This is a genomic window from Paraburkholderia sp. SECH2 (genome assembly GCF_030464795.1).
Taxonomy (GTDB): Bacteria; Pseudomonadota; Gammaproteobacteria; order Burkholderiales; family Burkholderiaceae; genus Paraburkholderia; species Paraburkholderia aspalathi.
In genome coordinates this window covers 63376-84473 of the sequence record NZ_JALPRH010000011.1, presented here as the reverse complement: position 1 = coordinate 84473, position 21098 = coordinate 63376, and the positions used below count along the sequence as shown (strand labels likewise).

Annotated in this window: 20 protein-coding genes and 1 tRNA gene; 11 read left to right on the top strand and 10 right to left on the bottom strand. The window is 61.6% G+C overall.

All coding sequences use genetic code 11. The annotated features are described in order from the left end of the window. Window positions 1–29 precede the first annotated feature (29 nt). The 5 genes from cadR to M0D66_RS19585 all read left to right on the top strand — a co-directional run bounded on the left by cadR (window position 30) and on the right by M0D66_RS19585 (window position 4661). A complete protein-coding gene (gene cadR / locus M0D66_RS19605; protein WP_093634609.1) occupies window positions 30–461 on the top strand; it encodes a Cd(II)/Pb(II)-responsive transcriptional regulator in 432 nt (143 codons plus the stop codon). Between the two features lie 111 nt (window positions 462–572). Then, window positions 573–773 carry a hypothetical protein gene (locus tag M0D66_RS19600; protein ID WP_028197690.1) on the top strand — a complete coding sequence of 67 codons (201 nt, stop codon included), beginning with the start codon at window positions 573–575 and terminating at the stop codon, window positions 771–773. Window positions 774–826: 53 nt separating this feature from the next. After that, window positions 827–2230 carry an ATP-dependent RNA helicase DbpA gene (gene dbpA, locus M0D66_RS19595; protein WP_266211309.1) on the top strand — a complete coding sequence of 468 codons (1404 nt, stop codon included), beginning with the start codon at window positions 827–829 and terminating at the stop codon, window positions 2228–2230. A gap of 387 nt (window positions 2231–2617) precedes the next feature. Continuing rightward, complete coding sequence (locus M0D66_RS19590; RefSeq protein ID WP_266211307.1) at window positions 2618–3772, top strand: pyridoxal phosphate-dependent aminotransferase; 1155 nt, start codon at window positions 2618–2620, stop codon at window positions 3770–3772. A gap of 94 nt (window positions 3773–3866) precedes the next feature. Next, the gene (locus M0D66_RS19585) at window positions 3867–4661 is read left to right on the top strand and encodes an ABC transporter substrate-binding protein (RefSeq protein ID WP_093634612.1); all 795 of its coding nucleotides are present in this window, start codon (window positions 3867–3869) and stop codon (window positions 4659–4661) included. Window position 4662: 1 nt separating this feature from the next. Here M0D66_RS19585 and M0D66_RS19580 read toward each other — a convergent pair whose 3' ends face one another. Further along, complete coding sequence (locus M0D66_RS19580; RefSeq protein WP_266211304.1) at window positions 4663–6042, bottom strand: NAD(P)/FAD-dependent oxidoreductase; 1380 nt, start codon at window positions 6040–6042, stop codon at window positions 4663–4665. Next, complete coding sequence (locus M0D66_RS19575; RefSeq protein ID WP_093634614.1) at window positions 6039–6698, bottom strand: PadR family transcriptional regulator; 660 nt, start codon at window positions 6696–6698, stop codon at window positions 6039–6041. Before M0D66_RS19575 ends, M0D66_RS19580 begins: the two co-directional genes overlap by 4 nt. A 213-nt stretch (window positions 6699–6911) precedes the next feature. Here M0D66_RS19575 and M0D66_RS19570 point away from each other — a divergent pair, with 213 nt between their 5' ends. Beyond that, complete coding sequence (locus tag M0D66_RS19570) at window positions 6912–7757, top strand: AraC family transcriptional regulator (RefSeq protein WP_266211302.1); 846 nt, start codon at window positions 6912–6914, stop codon at window positions 7755–7757. A 21-nt stretch (window positions 7758–7778) separates the two neighbouring features. Here the strand turns inward: M0D66_RS19570 and M0D66_RS19565 are convergent, their stop codons facing one another. The 3 genes from M0D66_RS19565 to M0D66_RS19555 form a co-directional block, all read right to left on the bottom strand. Continuing rightward, entirely contained in the window at window positions 7779–8366 is a 588-nt protein-coding gene (locus M0D66_RS19565; protein WP_266211300.1) for a LysE family translocator, read from the bottom strand. Between the two features lie 86 nt (window positions 8367–8452). Further along, on the bottom strand, window positions 8453–9193 hold the full coding sequence (locus M0D66_RS19560; RefSeq protein ID WP_266211298.1) for a UPF0149 family protein: 741 nt from the start codon (window positions 9191–9193) through the stop codon (window positions 8453–8455). A 135-nt stretch (window positions 9194–9328) separates the two neighbouring features. Continuing rightward, a tRNA-Lys gene (locus M0D66_RS19555) sits at window positions 9329–9404 on the bottom strand. Window positions 9405–9606: 202 nt separating this feature from the next. Here M0D66_RS19555 and M0D66_RS19550 point away from each other — a divergent pair. Then, window positions 9607–10011, top strand: coding sequence for a PaaI family thioesterase (locus M0D66_RS19550; protein WP_028197697.1), 405 nt, complete (start codon window positions 9607–9609; stop codon window positions 10009–10011). A gap of 44 nt (window positions 10012–10055) precedes the next feature. Further along, window positions 10056–10931: a patatin-like phospholipase family protein gene (locus tag M0D66_RS19545; RefSeq protein WP_054037099.1), complete on the top strand. Its 876-nt coding sequence runs from the start codon at window positions 10056–10058 to the stop codon at window positions 10929–10931. A 46-nt stretch (window positions 10932–10977) separates the two neighbouring features. On the opposite strand, the gene M0D66_RS19540 is transcribed toward M0D66_RS19545, so the two are convergent. Next, the gene (locus M0D66_RS19540; protein ID WP_266211293.1) at window positions 10978–11991 is read right to left on the bottom strand and encodes a D-2-hydroxyacid dehydrogenase family protein; all 1014 of its coding nucleotides are present in this window, start codon (window positions 11989–11991) and stop codon (window positions 10978–10980) included. Between the two features lie 377 nt (window positions 11992–12368). Between M0D66_RS19540 and M0D66_RS19535 the strand changes: the two genes are divergently transcribed. Next, window positions 12369–14237 carry a phosphoenolpyruvate carboxykinase (GTP) gene (locus M0D66_RS19535; protein WP_266211291.1) on the top strand — a complete coding sequence of 623 codons (1869 nt, stop codon included), beginning with the start codon at window positions 12369–12371 and terminating at the stop codon, window positions 14235–14237. A 12-nt stretch (window positions 14238–14249) separates the two neighbouring features. Here the strand turns inward: M0D66_RS19535 and M0D66_RS19530 are convergent, their stop codons facing one another. Beyond that, window positions 14250–14540, bottom strand: a complete 291-nt coding sequence (locus tag M0D66_RS19530) for a hypothetical protein (protein ID WP_266211289.1) — start codon at window positions 14538–14540, stop codon at window positions 14250–14252. Window positions 14541–14578: 38 nt separating this feature from the next. Here M0D66_RS19530 and M0D66_RS19525 point away from each other — a divergent pair, with 38 nt between their 5' ends. Further along, window positions 14579–15679: a LysR family transcriptional regulator gene (locus M0D66_RS19525; RefSeq protein WP_093634620.1), complete on the top strand. Its 1101-nt coding sequence runs from the start codon at window positions 14579–14581 to the stop codon at window positions 15677–15679. Between the two features lie 148 nt (window positions 15680–15827). On the opposite strand, the gene M0D66_RS19520 is transcribed toward M0D66_RS19525, so the two are convergent. The 3 genes from M0D66_RS19520 to dprA all read right to left on the bottom strand — a co-directional run bounded on the left by M0D66_RS19520 (window position 15828) and on the right by dprA (window position 20342). After that, window positions 15828–18503 carry a DNA topoisomerase III gene (locus M0D66_RS19520; RefSeq protein ID WP_266211287.1) on the bottom strand — a complete coding sequence of 892 codons (2676 nt, stop codon included), beginning with the start codon at window positions 18501–18503 and terminating at the stop codon, window positions 15828–15830. Between the two features lie 249 nt (window positions 18504–18752). Then, window positions 18753–19130: a thioredoxin family protein gene (locus tag M0D66_RS19515; RefSeq protein WP_097390883.1), complete on the bottom strand. Its 378-nt coding sequence runs from the start codon at window positions 19128–19130 to the stop codon at window positions 18753–18755. Between the two features lie 90 nt (window positions 19131–19220). Beyond that, entirely contained in the window at window positions 19221–20342 is a 1122-nt protein-coding gene (gene dprA / locus M0D66_RS19510) for a DNA-processing protein DprA (protein WP_266211284.1), read from the bottom strand. Between the two features lie 243 nt (window positions 20343–20585). Here dprA and def point away from each other — a divergent pair, with 243 nt between their 5' ends. After that, window positions 20586–21089: a peptide deformylase gene (gene def, locus M0D66_RS19505; protein ID WP_054037103.1), complete on the top strand. Its 504-nt coding sequence runs from the start codon at window positions 20586–20588 to the stop codon at window positions 21087–21089. Window positions 21090–21098: the final 9 nt, after the last annotated feature.

The following is a 21098-nucleotide window of genomic DNA, read 5'->3' as shown; positions in this document are numbered from 1 at the left end:
CAAGGTCAAGGCCGCATTCCGGAGGGACCATGAAAATTGGCGAACTGGCGAAAATCGCCCACTGCACGACCGAAACCATCCGTTTCTACGAAAAAGAGGGCCTGTTGCCCGAAGCGGAGCGCACCGAAGCCAATTACCGCAGTTATTCGGCCCGACACGTCGAACGGCTGCGCTTCATCCGCAACTGCCGCGCGCTCGACATGACCCACGACGAAATCCGTGCGTTGCTGCGTCTAACAGACGCACCGGCAGACGGCTGCGGCGGCATCAATACCCTGATCGACGAGCACATTGCGCACGTCGACACGCGTATCGACGAATTGAAGCAACTGAAAGCGCAACTGACCACGCTGCGCGAGCAATGCCACGGCGAGCAGGCCGTTGAAGACTGCGGCATCGTCCAGGGCCTCACCGAAATGGACGTGGGCGCCACGCGCGCGCGGCATACGCATCTGGGTTAAAGCGCTCTGCCCATGCGGCCGGCGCCGCCGACCACGGCAGTGACAGCATTCCCGGCTGGGCCACTTATCCGGCTCACCCAATAAACAATCGAATCCAGTTGGAGAATCAACGTGTTTACCTGTAGAAACCAGCCCTGCGGCGAGCAGTGGGAAATGTCGGACGTCGTCATCAAGAATGAAGGGCAGGGGCTCCTGTTCCGTTGCCCGATGTGCGGCGCGCGCAATTACGTCGAACGTTTCGACGGGGAAGATGGCTCGGTGCTGTACGAGCAGATCGAAGGCCGTCCCGCCACCGGCCCCATGGCCGAGTAGTCCCTGGCCTTCAGTCTCTTCAGCCTCTTCCGTCGATAGCGAGCCCTCACCCTATGAACACTCCCACTCAAGCCGGCGCGCCGTTTAGCCAGCTACCGCTACCGCCCGCCACGCTCGCCAACCTGGCGCAACTCGGCTATGTCGAGATGACGCCGATTCAGGCCGCGAGCCTGCCGATCGCGCTGGCGGGTAACGATCTGATCGCCCAGGCGAAAACCGGCAGCGGCAAGACCGCGGCGTTTTCGCTGGCGTTGCTCAACCGCCTCGATGTGCGCAACTTCGCCGTGCAGGCGATGGTGCTGTGCCCGACGCGTGAACTCGCCGACCAGGTCACGCAGGAAATCCGCCGTCTGGCGCGCGCCGAAGAAAACATCAAAGTGCTGACGCTGTGCGGCGGCACGCCGATGCGTCCGCAAACGGCCAGCCTCGAACACGGTGCGCATATCGTGGTCGGTACGCCGGGCCGGATCATGGATCACCTCGAGCGCGGCAGCCTGCCGTTGCAGTCGCTCAACACGCTGGTGCTCGACGAAGCCGACCGCATGCTCGACATGGGTTTCTTCGACGACATCGCGACCGTCGTGAAGCAATGCCCGAAAGAGCGGCAAACGCTGCTGTTCTCCGCGACGTACCCCGAAGGCATCGTCAAACTCAGCCAGCAATTCCTGCGTAATCCGAAGGAAGTGAAGCTCGCCGAGCGGCACGACAACACCAAGATTCGTCAGCGCTTCTATGAAGTGACTGAGGACCAGCGTCTGCATGCCGTCGGTCTGTTGCTGAACCATTATCGTCCGGTGAGCACGCTGGCGTTTTGCAACACCAAGCAGCAGTGCCGCGATCTGCTCGACGTGCTGCGCGCGCAGGGCTTTCATGCGTTGGCGTTGCATGGCGAACTCGATCAGCGTGAACGCGATCAAGTGCTGATCCAGTTCGCAAACCGGAGTTGCTCGGTGCTGGTTGCCACGGACGTTGCCTCGCGCGGTCTCGACATCGCGGAGCTGGAAGCAGTGATCAACGTCGACGTGACGCCGGACCCGGAAGTGCACGTGCACCGCATCGGCCGCACGGGTCGCGCCGATCAGGAAGGCTGGGCGCTGAGTCTCGCCAGCATGAACGAGATGGGCCGCGTGGGCAGTCTCGAACAGGCGCAAAAGCGTGAGGTCGAGTGGCACAAGCTGGCCGATCTCAAGCCGGCGAGCAACGAGCGTCTGCTGCCGCCGATGGAAACGCTGCAGATTCTCGGCGGCCGCAAGGAAAAGATCCGTCCGGGCGACGTGCTCGGCGCGCTGACCGGTGAAGCAGGTTTCGCTGGTTCGCAGATCGGCAAGATTAACGTGACCGAAATGTCCACCTACGTGGCCGTGGAGCGTAGCGTCGCGCGCGAGGCACTGCGCAAGCTCAGCGGGGGCAAGGTGAAGGGCAAGAAGGTCAAAGTTCGCATGATGGACGACGCCTGATCGTCGATTAGTTTGCTTTTGACGGCTGCGACCGCCTGGTCGCAGCCGGATTGTTCTGCAGCGCCACTGCGCGCCGTCGTTGCAAATAGCAGCAATCAGCAGCAAATCGCCCCATCGCATTACCGCTCCGCATCACATTACGTCATACCTCTGCTGTTTTCCGTGCGCTCCATGCGCCTGCATTTCTCCCGCCAAACCCCCGATTTCATTGCCATAGCCTGCTCCAGCACGGCATTGCGCGAGCCATGACGTAAACGCATGCCGCGCATGACAAAGTTTCGATTGTGACGGTTCTTTGGCTGATGCCTAATCATCGAACCGGATGGGACCGCCGTGCTGTGGGCAGTCCGCGAATCCGCTGCCGGATGGAGAAAGGGAGAAAGCCTTATGCAGAGCGCCATGCAAGCCCGCTCGAAACTGCCTGATGTAGGCACGACGATTTTTACCGTGATCGGCCAACTGGCTGCGCAATACGATGCGCTGAACCTGTCGCAAGGTGCGCCGAATTTCGCGCCCGACGCGAAGCTGATCGACGGTGTCGCGCAAGCCATGCGCGCCGGCCATAACCAGTACGCGCCGATGGCCGGCATCGGCGCCCTGCGCGAAGCGCTCGCCGACAAGGTCGAGACGCTGTACGGCGTGCGCTACGACCCGTCGAGCGAAGTCACGGTGATTGCCAGCGCCAGCGAAGGCCTGTATTCGACGATCAGCGCCTTGGTGCATCCGGGCGATGAAGTGATTTACTTCGAGCCGTCATTCGATAGCTACGGCCCGATCGTTCGGCTGCAAGGCGCAACGCCGATCGCGATCAAACTGTCGCTCACCGATTTCCGCGTCGATTGGGACGAGGTCGCCGCCGCGATCACGCCGAAGACGCGCATGATCATCATCAACACGCCGCACAACCCGACCGCGACCGTGTTCAGCGAGGCCGACATCGCGCGTCTGAAGGCCGTGACGCGCAACACCGACATCGTGATTCTCGCCGACGAGGTCTACGAACACGTGGTGTTCGACGGCGCCAAACATCAAAGCATGGCCTGCGATTCCGAACTCGCTGAACGTAGCGTGATCGTGTCATCATTCGGCAAGTCGTATCACGTGACCGGTTGGCGCGTCGGCTATTGCCTCGCGCCCGCTGCGCTCATGGACGAGATTCGCAAAGTCCATCAGTTCATGGTGTTTTCTGCTGATACGCCGATGCAGTACGCGTTTGTCGATGCGCTGGCCAATCGCGAGAGCTACCTCGGCCTGTCCGCGTTCTATCAGAAGAAGCGCGATCTGCTCGCCCATGCGTTGCGCGAGTCGCGCTTCGAATTGCTGCCGAGCGAAGGCAGCTTCTTCATGCTCGCGCGTTTCCGCGGTTTCTCCGAGGAAAGCGATAGCGACTTCGTGCTGCGCCTGATTCGCGATGCGCGTGTCGCGACGATTCCGCTGTCGGCGTTTTATACCGACGGCACGGATTCAGGTTTGATCCGCCTGAGCTTCTCGAAAGACGACGCGACCTTGATCGAAGGCGCGCGACGTCTGTGCGAAATCTAATTTGACAGCAGTATGATCGTCGCGCGGTCACGTCGTTACGCATCAGCGCGCAGCATACTGCGTTACAACAATATCGAAGGAAAAGGGACCCGTTATGAAATTGCTCAAGCCTCTACTGGCGCTGGCCTGCGCATTCGCGTCGATTGCTGCGTCGTCAGCCGCGATCGCCGCCGACACCTCGACGCTGCGTTTCGGACTCGAGGCGCAGTATCCGCCGTTCGAATCGAAAGGGCCGAACGGTGAGTTGCAAGGTCTCGACATCGACGTCGGCAATGCCGTGTGCGTCGCTGCGCACATGACGTGCAAATGGGTCGAAACCTCGTTCGACGGCTTGATTCCCGCGCTGCAAGGCCGCAAGTTCGACGCGATCAATTCGGCGATGAACGCCACCGAGCAGCGCCGTCAGGCGATCGATTTCACGACGGTCGTGTATCGCGTGCCGACGCAACTGATCGCGAAGCGCGACAGCGGTTTGCTGCCGACGCCGGAATCGTTGAAGGGCAAACGCGTCGGCGTGTTGCAGGCGTCGATTCAGGAAACCTTCGCGAAGGCGCATTGGGAACCGGCGGGTGTCACCGTCGTGCCGTATCAGGATCAGAACCAGGTCTATACGGATCTGCTGGCGGGCCGACTCGATGCGACGCTCGTTCTCGCGCCGGCCGGCCAGACAGGATTTCTGTCGAAGCCTACCGGCAAGGACTACGCGTTCGTCGGGCAGCCGGTGCGTGATGACAAGATTCTCGGCAGCGGTATCGCCTACGGGATTCGCAAGGGTGACACCGCGTTGCGTGACCAGCTGAACGCGGCGATTGCGAAGGTCCAGGCCGACGGCACGGTGAAGACGCTGGCGGCGAAGTATCTCGGCAATATCGACATCACGCCGAAGTAACTTATTGACCGTATTGCTGATCGTGCGCGGCGGGTGCCGCATTGCGATCGACGCCGCGAAATTCGTTCTCGGCGTCGATCATGCGGCGCTTGAGCATCGGCACGTTGTTGACTACGCGCAAGCTCGTGCGCATGGCGCTCAACGCCATTCTTCCGACCACCGGCCGATGCAACGCGCCGCGCGCGTCGAACTGCTTGCGCGATTCCGCGACCGCATGAAAACCGTAGCGGCGCATCTCCTCTTCGTAACCCGCGACGGCGTCGTAGCCCGACAGCTTGCCCTGTTGTGCGTCGGCGAGACGCGCAGCGAGTAGTGCGGCATCGCGCAGTGCGGTATTCGCACCGACGCCGCGGCCCGGCGTCATCAGATGCACTGCGTCACCCAGGACCGTGACGTTGGTGGTCGGCCATGCATCGACAGGCACCGACGTGCGCACATCGACGCTGAAAGTGGTGGAAGGATCCGATGCGCGAATCAGGGCGCGCAGATTGGGATGCCAGCCATCGGTGATCTGCGTCGCGAGTGCGAGTAACGCGGCCGGTCCGAGCGATTTGGGATCGGCCGGCAAGTTGTGCAGTGCGCCCCAGACACCCCACATCAGATAGTCGCGCGTGTTGTCGTAGAGCAATCCGGGCCAGCGCGAGAGCAACTCGGCGTCGTTGCTGCCGATGCCTTCCTTCATTCCGCCGCCGTCCGCGCGCCACGGAAATTCCATCACATGGATGATGCCGCCATAGCCTTTCGGCGCGTTGATCAGCGTCATGCCGTCGAGCACCTTGGGCGGCAGCAGCGCGCGTGATGTTTCGTCCATCGGCACCTTCGCGCCGATGCTGACGATGCCGGTGTTTTCAAGCTTCGCGTGCGGCAGGAGTTGGCGACGCACCTTCGAACGCGCGCCGTCCGCACCGACCAGCAGATCGGCAGTCACATGCGTGCCGTCCGCGAAATGCGCGGTGACGCTGCCGTCGTCGTTCTGCTCGTACGACGTGAACGTCTTGTCGAAGTGCACTTGTGATTCGAGACCTGTCAGCAGGACTTGCCTGAGCGTCATCCGGCTGACCGATTTGCCGCCGCTCATCGATTCGTCTTCAAGCGGTACCGTGAGCAATTCGGTCATGCGCTCGGTCAGGATGTTGAAGCGGCCGGGTGTACGCGCGCAGGTCGCGAGAAAGGTCGCATAGAGTTCGGGCGGAAGACACGCTTCCAGCGACGCGAGCCCGTGCGGATTGATGCCGACGCGATAGCCCTGCAAACCGTCCGCGCGCGTGCGGTCGCGTTCGTAGACATTCACGTTGATGCCGGCGCGCTTCAAGCCGTGCGCCAGACAGAGACCGCCCGTGCCGGCCCCGATCACGATCACCTCCATGGGTTCACGACTCATGACTTCGCCTCCTTCTTTGCGGCAGGTTGGACAAGCCGGTACTTGTATTCACCGGCCGGCAGCGTGAAACGTTGAGCGATTTCTTCTATCCATTCCTGGCTCCAGGTGAGCGTGCCAGCTTTCAGATCGGTCACCACGCTGCGAACCCATTCCAGCTCGACAACGAGTTGCGCGCGCACGAGTTCAACTTCGAGCAGGAACAGCCGCGGCACTTCCATCTGGGTGGCTTGTGCGGTGGCTTCATCGAGCCGGGCCAATTCCCGCTCAAGCGCGCCGATGCGGGTATCGAGCTGACGGCACACGTCTTCGGGCGAGAGCAGCGGCAGAAGCGAGAGCGCGGCCGGAAAGGCCGGGAAATCGCGGGTGCGCTGCGCAAGCTGTTCGCGCAGCCAAAGACGCCCGGTGTCACGGCCGGCTTCGGTGATTTCGTAGACCGTGCGTTCGGGGAACGCGCCGTCGCGCTCCGTCTCGCGGATGGCGATCAGATCGCCGCGCACCAGGCGATCGATGGTCTGGTACAGGCTGTTGCGCTGGCCAACGTTGATGACCTCGTCCTTGCCGCGTGCCTTGATGAGCTGCTGCATCCGGTACGGATGCATCGGCGCTTCGGTCAGCATGGCGAGGACGGCGAGGGCGAGCGGAGAGTGGCGGACCATGGTTAAAGTGGCTGCAGGCTAGTCTTTGTTTATCTAGTCATAATATAACTATGTGTTTTGAGATTGGCAAGCATGGAATTCTGGGATTTCCTGCGGGCGCGATGCTTTCAACGCTGGTCCGTGGCGGTTTGGACCGTTACGATGTGGTTCGCGCCGACTGTGCCGCGGCGACGAAGTTGCGACGGAATAAAGCGCCTGACCGAGGAGCACGAGATGAGCGGGACGAATGACCGGAGTGATGCAGCGGTGATGGCGGCGGCGCCGAAATTCTGGCGCGACGACGCGTTGCCGTTCATCGAGGCGCGTTCCATCGAAGACGGCCGCGAGGTCTGCTATGCCAAGCACTCGCACGAGACGTTCTCGATCGGCGCCGTCACCGGCGGCCGTAGCGTGTATTTGAATCGTCACGCGAGTGAATGGATCGGCGCCGGTGCGGTCGTGATGATGAATCCGGACGACGTGCACGCGTGCAACCCGGTTGCCGACGAGCGCTGGTCGTATCGGATGCTGCATGTGGACGTTGATTGGCTCACGGGTCTGCAACACGACCTGGGTTTCAGCGACAACCACGCGTTTCGCGCTTTCTCGCAGACCATGACGACGGACCCGGCGTTGTTCGACGGTTTGAACCGTCTCTACGCGATTCTCGTCGACGATGACAGCGAGCCCATGCGCAAGGAAAGCGCAGCGCTCTCGTTCTTCTCGGAAGTCCAGCAAAAGTTGAATCCGGCGCCCTTGCCGGATCACGATGCGAGCGGCCAACTCGCGCGCGCCGCGGAATTCATCGCCGAGAATTGCACCCGTCCGCTGAAGCTCGAGGATGTCTGCGAGGCGGCTGAGCTATCCGCTTCGCACCTGATCCGCGCGTTCAAACAGCGTTACGGCATGACGCCGCACGCGTATCTGATCAACCGACGCATCCAGTTCAGCCGCGCGCAACTCCGGCGCGGCCACCCGATCGCGGATGTTGCCCTCGATGCCGGCTTCGCCGATCAGGCGCATTTGCAGCGGACGTTCAAGCGGCTGGTCGCGGCAACGCCGGGGCAGTATCGCAGTTGAATTGCGGGCGCGTGTTTCGCGTCACGCTATCAGCAGATACAACGCGCTAGCCGCGAGCAAAGCCGCCATCACACGATTGAAAAACCTCACGCGCTTCGGCTCCTGCAAGTATCGACGCAGGAACGTGCCGGCATACGCCCAGCTGACAATCGACAGATAGCAAACCACGAAGTACACGACGGTGAATTGCCAGACGAGTCGGCCGTCGCCATCGGCCGCGTAGGCACCCATGCCGGCTAGCGACGCGAGCCACGCTTTCGGATTGAGCCATTGCATTGCCGCGCCGTAGGCGAAGGAGGGTCCGCGGCTGGGTTTGTCCGCGCCGAGCTTGCCGTCATCGACGGCGAGTTTGTAGGCCATGTAAAGCAGGAACCCGACGCCGGCCCATTTGACTATGTCGATCAGATTGGGGAAATGCGCGAGCAATTCGTGCAGCCCTAGACCGATGAGCAACAACAGCAGCGTGAACCCGACGGTCGCACCGGTCACATGCCGCATGCTCGCGGAGAATCCATGTTGTGCGCCGGCGCTAAGCGCGACGACGTTGACCGGCCCGGGAGAAATCGACGAGGCCAACGCGAAGGCGGCCATGGAGAGTAAGACGGTCATCTGATGCCTCGATACGTGAGTGCGCAGGATTTGCGACGCTCAACGGTATCGGGCAGCAGGGTGGGGTGTATTGAAGGAAATGACTTTCAGTGAAGCGTGTCCGCAGCGCCGCAGCATTTCTTGAATTTCTTGCCGCTGCCGCAAGGACAGGGGTCGTTGCGTCCGACTTTGGGTTCAGTGCGCTGCATCGCGGCGGCGAGCTTTCGCTCATGGACTGCCTGACGGTGGGGCAGCCAGAAACGATAGATCGCGGCGATGCTGGCGGGAATCTGTTTGGTGAGGACTTCCCGCTGTTCTGCCGTGGCGATCAACTGCTGCTCTTCCGGCAGAATCTCGTCCGAGCCCATCAGATACAGCGGATTCAGCCATTCCCGGCCCTGCTCGTTATCGAACAGCGCTTGCCAATCTGCCCGAACCAGCATGAGGCCTTCCATGAAGCCCAAAGCCCACGCTTCGCCGTCGAGGTATTCGCGGTCGCCTATCCGCCTAAAGGCAAGCACTGGTTCGAAATCGTCCGGGTCGTCTTCGAGGCTGGTGATGATGCCGTTCATGTCCCGCAAGATCAGTCCGAGAATATGCTGCGCCTGATCCGTTGTCTCGAATTTGGGAGCGTCATCCTCGTTCGGGCCCCAGACTCGTGGCAGCCAGTAACTTGGCGGTACGGTAGTGGGGCCGATGGCCAAGGCGGTCAGATAGCCGTCCAGGCCCATGATTGTTAGGGTCTCGTCCGACGTCTGGTCGGAAGTCAGAAAGTCATCGAGTTCTTCGAACTCTTTTTCGGAGAGCGGGGCACCCAGATCCCCGGGGCGTAATTTTGACTTGGACATAGTGCGATTCCGGCGTTTTGGATCGTGGGTTCCCGATGGCATGTCGGGGGAATGCGGAGCCGGTATTTTCGCACCGCACCGGCGCTGAAAAGCAAAAAGCCCAGTCGCAAGGACCGGGCTTTTTGTTGAATGCTTTGGTGGGGCGTGAGTGACTCGAACACTCGACCTACGGATTAAGAGTCCGCTGCTCTACCAACTGAGCTAACGCCCCCAACAGAAGCGAAATTATGCCGAAACTTTCCGAGATTGCCAAGCCCCTTTAGCAGATTTCTTAAAAAATCTGGAAGGGCGGCGACCCGGCACTCGAGCTGCCAGCCTTGAGGCAGCGGGAAGGCGCGCGGTTCTCCGTGCCGGTATCATGTCGCGGATACCTGCCGCGCGAAGCGTCGCGCGGCTTTCGACCGGGGACCGCCATGGATGATAAAGAGATTAACGAGCTGCTCGACCGCATCCTCGCACCCTGGGTCCGCGCGCTTACGCTGACTCCGGTCAAGGTCGACGAAGAAAGTGCGACCTTGCGCCTGCCGTTTTCCGGCGGACTGCGCCACTCCGGCGGCGTGATCTGCGGCCAGGTATTCATGGCGGCCGCCGACACGGCAATGATCGTCGCGATTTCGGCCGCGCTCGGCGGTTTCAAGCCGATGAGCACCGTCTCGCTCAACATCAGTTTCATGCGCGCGGTCCGCAACGGCGACGTGCTGATCACCGCGCGCGTGCTGCGCATGGGCCGTAATCTCGTGTTCGGCGAAGTCGAGTTATTCGACGAAGCCGGCAACATGGCCGTCCACGCCACCACCACCTACGCGCTGCTCGACTGACACCTGAAACGGGCCAGCAAGCTGTATTAGAGGAAAAAGCCAAGATGTTCGATCAGGTCGTATTCGCCGGCGGCGGCAATCGCTGCTGGTGGCAGGCGGGATTCTGGGACGTGGTGCAGCCGGAGCTGGATATCCGGCCGCGCGTCATCGCCGGCATTTCGGCCGGCGCCGCCACTGCGTGCATGCTCTACACGCGCGATTCCGACTGGGTCATGCGCTACTACGAAGACGCGCTGCGTCACAACACCCGCAATGCCTACTGGGGCAATCTGCTGCGTGGCGAATCGGTGTTTCCGCACTACCGGATCTACCGGCAGGCGCTGCTCGATATCTACCGCGACAAATTTTCCACGCTCGCCGATGCGCCCGAAATCCGCATCGGCGTGTCGCACCTGCCGCGCTGGCTTGGCGCGCGCAGTGCCGTTGCCGCAGGCCTGATCGCGTACAACATCGAGAAATACGTACGCAAAACGCTGCATCCGACACTCGGTCAGACGCTCGGCTTTCATCCGGAGTTCGTGCGAGCGCAGGATTGCGCGAGCGTCGAGGATCTCGCCGATCTGATCCTGCAATCGTCGAGTACGCCGCCGTTCACGCCGGTTTTACGGCGCAATGGCCGGCCGGTGCTCGACGGCGGGATGGTCGACAACGTGCCGGTCGGCGCGCTCGACGCCGATGCGCCCGGCAACGTGCTGGTGATGGTCACGCGCCTTTATCCGCGGCCGCAGATGTTCGTCGTGCCGCACGGCGTGCAGCAGCGGCTCTACGTGCAGCCGTCGCGCAAGGTGCCCATTTCGAGTTGGGACTACACGAGTCCTTCGCAGATGGTGCACGCGTACAACCTCGGCCGCGCTGACGGCGAGACCTTTCTGGAACGCATGCCCGATCTGCTGGAAGCCGCCGCGCACGAAGCGCGTTGAGGTGAACTGATGTGAGCAACGGCGGCCGCGGGACTAACGCCGAAAATTAACGCCGACGCCCGCCTTGCAACGCTTCCGGATTCGCCACGCTGGACGTATCGCCAGCGTCGAAAGCCAGAATGTTCTGGAATGCCGCAGTGAAATACAACTCATAGCTCTCGCGCTCCACGTAGCCGATGTGGGGCGTGCAGATCACGTTCTCCATGCGCAGCAGGCTGTAGCCCTGCAGAATCGGCTCGCTTTCGTAGACGTCGATCGCGACCATCCCCGGGCGGTTGTGCGACAACGCATTGACGAGGGCGTTGTCGTCGAGCAATTCGGCCCGGCTCGTGTTCACGAGCAACGCGGTCGGCTTCATCCGCATCAGGTCTTCCTGCTTGACGATGCCGCGCGTGTCGTCATGCAGTCGCAGATGCAACGACAGCACATCGCTTTGCTCGAACAACGCCTCGCGGCTCTCGGCCACGCAATAGCCGTCCGCGCGCGCCGCTTCGCGCGAATGCTCGCGGCCCCAGATCAATACGTTCATGCCGAATGCCTTGCCGTACCCGGCAAGCAGGCGGCCGATCTTGCCGTAACCCCAAATCCCCAGCGTCTGACCGCGCAGCACCTGGCCCAAACCGAAGTTCGGCGGCAGCGCCGATGTCTTCAAACCGGACTGCTGCCAGGCCCCTTGCTTAAGGTTTGCTACGTATTGCGGAATCCGCCGTTGAGCGGCCATGATGAGGGCCCACGTCAGTTCGGCGGGTGCGGTCGGTGAGCCGCTGCCTTCCAGCACGGCAATGCCGCGCTCGGTACAAGCTGCCAGATCGATATGGCTGGAGACTTTGCCGGTTTGGCTGATCATGCGCAAACGCGGCAATTTATCGAGTAGTTGCGAGTTGATGCGGGTGCGTTCGCGAATCAGGACGAGTGCGTCGACTTCGGAAAGACGGCTCGCCAGCTGGCCGAGGCCGCGGACGGTGTTGTTGAAAACCTTGACCTCATGGTCGGCCAGCAGTTGAAAGCAGTCGAGCTTGCGGACGGCGTCCTGGTAATCGTCGAGGATGGCAATCTTCATGGTATGTGTCTTGCGGTGCACCATAGCGGTGCGGAACCGAGTGTTATGCTGACTGTCCCACCATGTGACCCAGGTCACATGCCGGTCTGGCTGAATGCCTTACTGTAGAAGCTGCCGCGTAGAACGGCAGCGCCACGGCAAGGCCGATTGACATCGTTTTTAACAGTTTGTTGCGTGTTGAGGCAAGTCGCTTTACAGACGGTTGCAGACGACCGTCGGCTGGAACCTCCGCGCAACGGGCTGCGTAGCCCATGATGACCTGCACAAATTACGCGTCGGCTTGCAGGAATGTCGTCGCGATGAATTGAACGCCTCTCGCATGCAGCGTCACTGGGCTTGTACCGTTTTTCTATTGCTTTCAAAACGGAGACAGGTCGATGAATCATCCCTCATTCGAAGGACAGCCCACTATCGAGGCGTCCGCAGGGGCGCCCGAGTGGGTCAAGCACCGAAAACTGATCGAATGGGTCCAGCGCGTTGCCGCCGTGACCCAGCCCGATCGAATCGTCTGGTGCGACGGTTCACAGGAAGAGTACGACCGCCTGTGTGCCCAGATGGTCGAAGCAGGCACCCTCAAGAAGCTCAATCCCGCCAAACGTCCCAATTCCTATCTCGCATGGTCCGATCCGTCGGACGTGGCGCGTGTCGAAGATCGCACTTACATCTGCTCGCAGCGTCGTGAAGATGCCGGGCCAACCAATAACTGGATCGAACCGGCTGAGATGCGTGCGACGCTCAACGGCCTCTTCGACGGCGCCATGCACGGCCGCACCATGTACGTGGTGCCGTTCTCGATGGGGCCGCTCGGTTCGCCGATCGCGCACATCGGCGTCGAGTTGAGCGACAGCCCGTACGTGGTCACCAACATGCGCATCATGACGCGCATGGGTCGCAAGGTGCACGAGGTGCTGGGCGAAGATGGCGAGTTCGTGCCGTGCGTGCATTCCGTCGGCGCGCCGCTCGCGGCGGGCGAGAAAGACGTGCCGTGGCCGTGCAACGACACAAAATACATCGTTCATTTCCCCGAATCGCGCGAAATCTGGAGTTACGGCTCGGGCTATGGCGGCAACGCGTTGCTCGGCAAGAAGTGCTTTGCGTTGCGTATCGCGTCCACGATGGGCCGTGCCGAAGGCTGGCTCGCCGAACACATGCTGATTCTCGGCGTGACGTCGCCGCAAGGACAGAAGCATCACGTCGCGGCGGCGTTTCCGTCGGCGTGCGGCAAGACCAACTTTGCGATGCTGATTCCGCCGGAAGGCCTGAACGGCTGGAAAATCTCCACGATCGGCGACGATATTGCATGGATCAAGCCGGGTAAGGACGGCCGTCTCTACGCGATCAACCCGGAGGCGGGGTATTTCGGCGTCGCGCCGGGCACAAGCGAAAAGACCAACTTCAACGCGATGGCCACGCTGAAGGAAAACGTCATCTTCACGAACGTCGCGCTGACCGACGACGGCGACGTCTGGTGGGAAGGCATGACCGACGAGCCGCCCGCGCACCTGATCGACTGGCAGGGCAAGGACTGGACGCCGGCGAGCGCGAAGGAGAGCGGGCGCAAGGCCGCGCACCCGAACGCGCGCTTCACAGCGCCGGCTTCGCAATGTCCGTCGATCGATGCGGACTGGGAGAACCCGGCGGGCGTCGCGATCGACGCGTTCATTTTCGGCGGCCGCCGTTCAACTACCGTGCCGCTCGTCACCGAAGCGCGCAACTGGGTCGAAGGCGTCTACATGGCGGCCACCATGGGCTCGGAAACTACTGCAGCAGCGGCAGGGCAGCAGGGCGTGGTGCGCCGCGACCCGTTCGCGATGCTGCCGTTCTGCGGCTACAACATGAGCGACTACTTCGGCCACTGGCTGAAAACCGGCGAGCGTCTCGAGAAACTGAACGCGAAGCTGCCGAAAATCTTCTGCGTCAACTGGTTCCGCAAGGGCGCGGACGGCAAGTTCGTCTGGCCGGGCTTCGGCGAGAACATGCGCGTGCTGAGCTGGATGGTCGGACGTATCGAAGGCAAGGCGCAAGGTGAAGAACACGCGTTCGGCGTGTCGCCGCACTACGAAGACCTCGACTGGAGCGGCCTGGATTTCAGCCGCGAGCAATTCCAGCAGGTAATCTCGGTCGACGACGCAGCCTGGCGCGCCGAACTCGCGCTCCATACCGAGCTATTTGACACGTTGCAGCAAGGTCTGCCGCCGGCTTTGGCAGAGACCAAGCTCGCACTCGAAGGAAAGCTCGCTGCCTGATTAGGTGAGTGGTCACTTCGCACAGAAGCCGCCTTCGGGCGGTTTTTCTTTTCCGATCCGGCCCCGCATTGCGACTTTTTCGGATTTCACAATGCCGGACGACCGTTGCATCTGTTCGAACAAAAAAGGCAGTGCAAGCTGCGCTGCAACAGATTGTTGCTCTTGTTGGAACAATCGAGGGTCGTGCCCCGCACTGGGGAACACAGTCGCACAAATTTCGACAATATTTCGTCTTTCGCGGGCAACTTCTGCACGATTTCGCGAGTCGTAGGAGAATTCCAAGTTCGCTTCACTGGTTTTCACTAATTGTCAGGAAGCTGTAACACGGCAGGAGTTGTCTTATGGATCATTTGCAGTCGATGCGAGTTTTCGTCAAAGTGGCGGATCTCGGCAGTTTTGCCCGCGCTGCGAGCGCGATGGATATTTCCAACGCAGTTGCCACCCGTCACGTTGCCGATCTCGAAGGCCGTCTTGGTACCCGGCTGCTCAATCGCACAACCCGCAGCTTGTCTCTGACCGAATCCGGTCAGGTTTATCTAGAGCGCGCGCGCCAGATTCTCGACGAACTGGAAGACGTCGAGCAGATGGTGGTCGCGCGCAATCACGAACCCGTCGGCACGTTGCGAATAGTCGCACCGGTCGTGTTCGGGTTGCATAACCTTGCGCCTGTGCTGCAAACCTACGCAGAGCGCTATCCGAAAGTCATTCCCGATGTCACGCTGGTCGACCGTCAGGTTGATCTGGTCGAAGAAGGTTTCGACGTCGGCGTGGTGGTCACACGGCAGATGCGCAGCGCGAGCATTGTCACGCGGCGTTTGACCACCGGCTGCATGACGGTGTGTGCGACGCCCGCGTATCTGGAAAAGCACGGCACGCCCACGCGTCCCGAGCATCTGCTCGAGCATCCGTGCCTGAGCTTGCCGTCCGAGTATTGGGGCGACGAGCGGGTGTTCACGGGTTCGGAAGGCGAAGTACGCGTGCGACCGGTCAACGTTATTGTGGCGAACAACACGGAAATGCTGCGGCAGTTCGCGCTGCTCGGCATGGGCATCGCGATTCTGCCGAGTTACCTGATCGGCCGCGACATGACGCGCGGCAGGCTCGTGCGTTTGCTCGGCGATTTCCGTTTGCCGCAGGTCGAGATCAACATCGCGTATCCGAGCCGCCGTCATTTGCCGGCGAAGGTGCGTACGTTCATCGATCATCTGGTCGAGCATTTCAGCCAGACGCCGAACAGTCTGCTCGGTGAGCAGTGGATCAAGGACGGGCTTGGCAGGCCCGCCACGTCCGCCGCGCTCGATTCAGCGGACCCCATGCCGCCGGAAGCATTCGATGGCGCTGAGCCGCTGTCACGGCTGTTGGATAGCGAGTTATCGCCGCTTCCGAAGACTTTGACGAAGACGACGAATCGTCCGCGGCCTACCGCTGTGTCGCCGCTGTAACGATTCGGGCGAAGGTGCCGGCGGCGTTTGAGCTAAGCGCGGTCGGGCCGACAAATAAAAAGGCGCAGTCACGTAAGTGACTGCGCCTCTTTTTATCGGCAAGTTCGAAGCTGGCTGGAAGCTGAACACCTTCCAGCCTCCGCCCAAATTACGAGCCTGTCTTGCGCGCTACTGCTTTCTTGGCCGGCGCCTTCTTGGCTGCGGCGGTCTTCGCTGCCGCAGCCTTCGTGGCCGGTGCTTTCTTCGCCGCGGCCTTCTTCGCGGGCGCCGCCTTTACTGCGACCGGTGCGTCTTCGTCATCAGACTCCGGCGCAGCCTTCGCTGCCGTCTTCGCCGCCGCGGTTTTCGCTGCGGTCTTGGCCGACGGCTCTTTCTTCTCGAATTCGAAGCCGATCTTGCCGTCGTTCTGCTTAACGAGAAACGCCTTGAAGTTGCGGCCGGTGCGCGACGACTTGAAGTTCGTCAGCAGGTCGGTGCGTCCTTCCTCGAGCAACTTCGACATCTGCTCACGCGCGATTTCCTGCTGCAGAATCACCTTGCCCGAGCGGAAGTCGCAAGTCTTCGGATTGGCAACCGAGTTGTCGCAGACATAGCTCATGCCGTGTTCGAACACGCGGCCCTTGCACTTCGGGCATGCGCCGACTGCCTCCTGATCGGAGAAGTCAGGCGGTTCGCCATCTTCGCCGCCGGAGTCCTGACCGAAGTCGAATTCGAGCTTGTAGTTCTTGATTTCATCATCGAGCGAGAGCTTGAGGATCGCCGAGAACGGACGGCCCATCTTGCTGCGGAAACCCGACAGTGGTCCGATCGTCTTGTTCTGCAGCAGCTCTTCAACTTCCGGGATTTCGAACTGACGGCCGCCCGGAATCTTCGAGATCGAAAACTCGCACTTCGAACACGCAAAGCGCCGGTAGTTTTCCTTCACCTGACCACCGCAATTCGGACACGGCGTTTGCAGCGTCGCGTAATCGCCGGGGATCGTGTCGGAGTCGTACTCTTTCGCGCGCTTGACGATGGTCTGCGTCATGCGGGCGATTTCCTGCATGAACGCGTCGCGCGGCAGGTTGCCACGCTCCATTTGCGAGAGCTTGTATTCCCACTCGCCGGTCAATTCCGGCGCGGTCAGTTCCTTCACGCCGAGACCGCGCAGCAGCGTCATCAACTGGAATGCCTTGGCGGTCGGAATCAGATCGCGGCCTTCGCGGATCAGATACTTTTCGCCGAGCAGCCCTTCGATGATGGCGGCGCGTGTGGCCGGCGTGCCGAGCCCCTTGGCCGCCATGGCTTCGCGCAACTCGTCGTCTTCGACCAGTTTGCCCGCGCCTTCCATGGCCGAGAGCAAGGTCGCTTCGTTGTAGCGTGCGGGCGGTTTCGTCACCAGTTGCTGGGCGGCGATCTTGTCCGTCTTGACCTTCTCGTCCTTCTGAACCGGCACGAGGTTCGCGTCTTCACCGCTGATTTCGCGGCCGTAGACCTGCAACCAGCCCGGTTCGACCAGCACCTTGCCTTCAGTCTTGAAGTGATGACCGACCACTTCCGTGATCCGCGTCGTCACCCGGTATTCAGCGGCCGGGAAGAACACCGACAGGAAGCGCTTCACGACCAGGTCGTAGAGCTTCTGTTCCGGCTCGGACAGATTCTTCGGCGCCTGCGCCGTCGGGATGATTGCGAAGTGGTCGCTGATTTTCGAGTTATCGAAGATGCGCTTGTTCGGCTTCACCCAGCCCTTGTCGAGCACCTGCTTGGCATATGGGAGATAGTTGTTGCTCTCCTTGAGCATGCCGAGCGTTTCCTTGACCGTATCCATATAGTCTTCCGGCAACGCGCGTGCGTCGGTCCGGGGATAGGTCAGCACCTTGTGCTTTTCGTACAGCGCCTGAGCGAGGCCCAGCGTGTTCTTCGCCGAGAAGCCGAAGCGGCCGTTGGCCTCACGCTGCAAGCTGGTCAGGTCGAACAGCGCCGGCGACAGTTGCGTGGACGGCTTCGATTCTTCGGTTACCTTGCCGATCTGGCCGCGGCAGGCAGCGACGATCGTCTCGGCCGCGGGCAGTGCCCACAGGCGCGAATCGCGCTTTTCCGGATCGAACTCGTCGCGCTTGAATTGCGGATCGAACCAGCGGCCTTCGTAGAAACCGGCTGCGCAGACGAACTCCGCCTTCACTTCCCAGTAATCGCGCGGCACGAAGCGGCGAATCTTTTCTTCGCGCTCGACGACGATCGACAGCGTCGGCGTCTGCACTCGCCCGACCGTGGTCAGGAAGAAGCCGCCGCCCTTGCTGTTGAACGCAGTCATGGCGCGCGTGCCGTTGATGCCGACCAGCCAGTCCGCTTCCGAGCGGCAGCGTGCCGCATCGGCGAGTGGCTGCATTTCTTCGTCGCTACGCAGACGGGCAAAGCCGTCACGGATCGAGCCGGCTGTCATCGACTGAAGCCACAGGCGCTGTACCGGTTGCTTGGCTTTCGCGTGTTGCGCGATCAGGCGGAAAATCAGCTCGCCCTCGCGCCCCGCGTCACATGCGTTAATCAGGCGATCGACGTCTTTACGCTTGAGCAGCTTGGTCAGCACCTTCAGGCGCGACTCGCTCTTGGCGATCGGATTCAGATCGAAATGCGGCGGAATGACGGGCAGGTTGGCGAAGCTCCACTTGCCGCGCTTGACTTCATAGTCTTCGGGCGCGGCAATTTCCAGCAAGTGGCCGACTGCCGAGGAAAGGACGTACTCGTCGCTTTCGTAGTATTCGTCATGCTTGGTAAAGCCGCCCAAAGCCCGCGCGATGTCGTTCGCGACGGAAGGCTTTTCGGCGATGATCAGTGCTTTGGACATGACTCGATGTGAGGTTGGTAGATCCGGGTTGATGGCCTTGAGTGCGCATTTATTAGCGCGACCCTCGTTTGCGACCTTTGCGACCCAATAACGACCGCTTTATAGCACACGGCGCCAACGCGGCGTGTCAAGTGCCATAAAAAGCGCGCCATGATAATTGCGCGCTCAGTAACTGGGCAAGCTGCGGAAAACGCGCTGTGTGTCGCTCGCAACGCCCGTGCCGCAAGGTTCAGCGGCCGGCGGCCACAGTCACGCGACGGCGAGCGCGGGCCGCAGTTTGGGTGCGCCGCTGACGCCGGGCACGGCCGTCAGATCGGACAACATCCGCTCCACAATCGCCGCCTGCGGCAAAACCGTGCCAAAAAAACGTGTCGTTACTGAGTCTTCGATCAGGATGGTCGGGAAATTCTCGACATCCAGATCGTCGAAGCGGTCCGCATGCGTTTCGATGTCGATCCATGCGAAACAGATCTCCGGATGCTTGTCCGCCAGCCGGTCGAAGGCATCCCGATACTCACGGCACGTCCCGCACCACTCCGCGCACAGGCAGGCAACGAACAGCGTGTCGGGTTCGTTGACGCGCTCGGCGATCCGGTCTTGGTCGGTGTCGAGATTCAGCGCGGGCATGGTCGTTCCTTGCGTACTTTTGTCAGGTGCTTTGGCGCGAATGTAGCATGGCCGATCCCGAATGGTGGTCAACCCATGGTCCATGCGGGGTCAGCCGCAGGTGGCTCGCGTGAAGCGGCCGCCGGGCAGCGCGGTCACCTGGCCGGCGAGTTCGAGCTGCAGCAGCGTGTTTTGCAATGCCGCGTCCCCCATCTCGGTACGGGTGGCAAGAATTTCAAGCGTGGCGGGGGCGTGGCCGAGTGCGTCGAGGAGTTGCAACGCCTCTGCGCTCATGGCCGGCGGGGCTGTGGGTGATGCCGGCGCAGTTGCTACGGGCTTCGCGATGCCCAATTCTTCCAGCACCTCATCGGGCGTTTCCACCAGCTTGGCGCCCTGCTTGATGATTCGATGACAACCGCGCGACAACGGGGCATGGATCGAGCCGGGCAGCGCGAAGATATCGCGCCCCATTTCGTTGGCAAGCCGAGCCGTGATCAGCGAGCCTGAGCGCATGGCGGCCTCGACGATCACAACCCCGCTGACGAGGCCGGCGATCAAACGGTTACGTTGCGGAAAATTGGCGGCGCGCGCCGGCGTGCCGAGCGGCCACTCCGAAAGGATCGCGCCTTGCGTTGCAATTTGCCGCGCCAGTGCATGATGCGCGGCCGGATACACGAGGTCGGCTCCGGTGCCGATCACGGCCACCGTACTACCGGCGCCTTCCAGTCCGCCCCGGTGCGCGGCGCCGTCGATGCCCAACGCGAGCCCCGACACGATCGTGACACCGGCCTGCGAAAGCTCACGCGCGAAGCGCTCCGCGTCCTCCGCGCCTTGCGGCGTCGCGCTGCGGCTGCCCACCAGCGCGACCGCCTTCGTATGCAACAGCTCGAGCCGGCCCTTTATATATAGTAGTGGCGGCGGATCGGGCATGGTCAGCAGCGCGGGCGGGTAGGCGGGATCGTCGAGTGTCACCACGTGGTTGCCGGGCAGCTCGCCCCATGCGATCACCGCGTCGAGTTGCGCGTCGAAATCCGGGCCGGACGGCGCCAGCACGGCGCGCGCCGCGGCCTCGCCTGCGAACTCGGCAAGCGCTTCGGGCGATTGATTGAAGATCGCTTCCGGCAGTCCGAAAGCACCCAGCAGTAGGCGCAGGGCAGCGGGCTTCAGCCCCGGCGCGAGCGAAAGCCGCAGCCAGGCGGCGAGTTCAATATGGGTTGCGGGTAAGGTATCCATTGACGGTCGATCCTCTTACAGGGCCAGCGGGCAGGCGGGCGCCATGCTAAAATTTTCATCATCCGAAATAACTGCAGCGCCGCGCCCACCCGCGCGGGCTCGTCGTTTGGCGCACGTGGCGCGTTGAATCGAACCGGTTCGACAGCCTCTATCCTCTGCGTAACGCGATGTGCCCACAACCTGGCCGAATGGCCAACGCTAGCCTTCCACCGGCAGCGGCGCCGAAAAAACACACTCAAGATCATGGCTTTACTGAACATTCTCAATTACCCGGATAAGCGGCTGCACAAGATTGCGAAGCCGGTCGAAGTCGTCAACGACCGCATCCGCCGGCTCGTCGCCGACATGTCCGAAACGATGTACGCCGCGCCCGGCGTCGGCCTCGCTGCGACCCAGGTGGACGTGCATGAACGCGTGATCGTGATCGACGTGTCGGAAACGCACGACGAACTGCTCGCCTTCATCAATCCGGAAATCATCTGGTCGAGCGACGAGAAGAAGTTGTCCGAAGAGGGCTGCCTCTCGGTACCGGGCATTTACGACAACGTCGAGCGTGCCGAGAAAGTGCGCGTGCGGGCGCTGAACGAGAAGGGCGAAACCTTCGAGCTGGATTGCGAAGGCTTGCTGGCCGTGTGCATTCAACACGAAATGGATCACCTGATGGGCCGCGTGTTCGTCGAGTACCTGTCGTCGCTCAAGCAGACGCGCATCAAGAGCAAGATGAAGAAGCTCGCCCACGCGATGTAACGCGCGTCC

What these genes read in the sequence shown, in the direction of transcription:
- M0D66_RS19560 (WP_266211298.1), bottom strand. Translation starts at nt 9,193, where the DNA reads ATGTCCAAGTCAAAATTACGCCCCGGGGATCTGGGTGCCCCGCTCTCC.
- M0D66_RS19570 (WP_266211302.1), top strand. Translation starts at nt 6,912, where the DNA reads ATGAGCGGGACGAATGACCGGAGTGATGCAGCGGTGATGGCGGCGGCG.
- M0D66_RS19575 (WP_093634614.1), bottom strand. Translation starts at nt 6,698, where the DNA reads ATGGTCCGCCACTCTCCGCTCGCCCTCGCCGTCCTCGCCATGCTGACC.
- M0D66_RS19540 (WP_266211293.1), bottom strand. Translation starts at nt 11,991, where the DNA reads ATGAAGATTGCCATCCTCGACGATTACCAGGACGCCGTCCGCAAGCTC.
- cadR (WP_093634609.1), top strand. Translation starts at nt 30, where the DNA reads ATGAAAATTGGCGAACTGGCGAAAATCGCCCACTGCACGACCGAAACC.
- M0D66_RS19515 (WP_097390883.1), bottom strand. Translation starts at nt 19,130, where the DNA reads ATGCCCGCGCTGAATCTCGACACCGACCAAGACCGGATCGCCGAGCGC.
- M0D66_RS19550 (WP_028197697.1), top strand. Translation starts at nt 9,607, where the DNA reads ATGGATGATAAAGAGATTAACGAGCTGCTCGACCGCATCCTCGCACCC.
- M0D66_RS19535 (WP_266211291.1), top strand. Translation starts at nt 12,369, where the DNA reads ATGAATCATCCCTCATTCGAAGGACAGCCCACTATCGAGGCGTCCGCA.
- M0D66_RS19580 (WP_266211304.1), bottom strand. Translation starts at nt 6,042, where the DNA reads ATGAGTCGTGAACCCATGGAGGTGATCGTGATCGGGGCCGGCACGGGC.
- M0D66_RS19585 (WP_093634612.1), top strand. Translation starts at nt 3,867, where the DNA reads ATGAAATTGCTCAAGCCTCTACTGGCGCTGGCCTGCGCATTCGCGTCG.
- M0D66_RS19525 (WP_093634620.1), top strand. Translation starts at nt 14,579, where the DNA reads ATGGATCATTTGCAGTCGATGCGAGTTTTCGTCAAAGTGGCGGATCTC.
- M0D66_RS19590 (WP_266211307.1), top strand. Translation starts at nt 2,618, where the DNA reads ATGCAGAGCGCCATGCAAGCCCGCTCGAAACTGCCTGATGTAGGCACG.
- def (WP_054037103.1), top strand. Translation starts at nt 20,586, where the DNA reads ATGGCTTTACTGAACATTCTCAATTACCCGGATAAGCGGCTGCACAAG.
- M0D66_RS19565 (WP_266211300.1), bottom strand. Translation starts at nt 8,366, where the DNA reads ATGACCGTCTTACTCTCCATGGCCGCCTTCGCGTTGGCCTCGTCGATT.
- M0D66_RS19520 (WP_266211287.1), bottom strand. Translation starts at nt 18,503, where the DNA reads ATGTCCAAAGCACTGATCATCGCCGAAAAGCCTTCCGTCGCGAACGAC.
- dbpA (WP_266211309.1), top strand. Translation starts at nt 827, where the DNA reads ATGAACACTCCCACTCAAGCCGGCGCGCCGTTTAGCCAGCTACCGCTA.
- dprA (WP_266211284.1), bottom strand. Translation starts at nt 20,342, where the DNA reads ATGGATACCTTACCCGCAACCCATATTGAACTCGCCGCCTGGCTGCGG.
- M0D66_RS19545 (WP_054037099.1), top strand. Translation starts at nt 10,056, where the DNA reads ATGTTCGATCAGGTCGTATTCGCCGGCGGCGGCAATCGCTGCTGGTGG.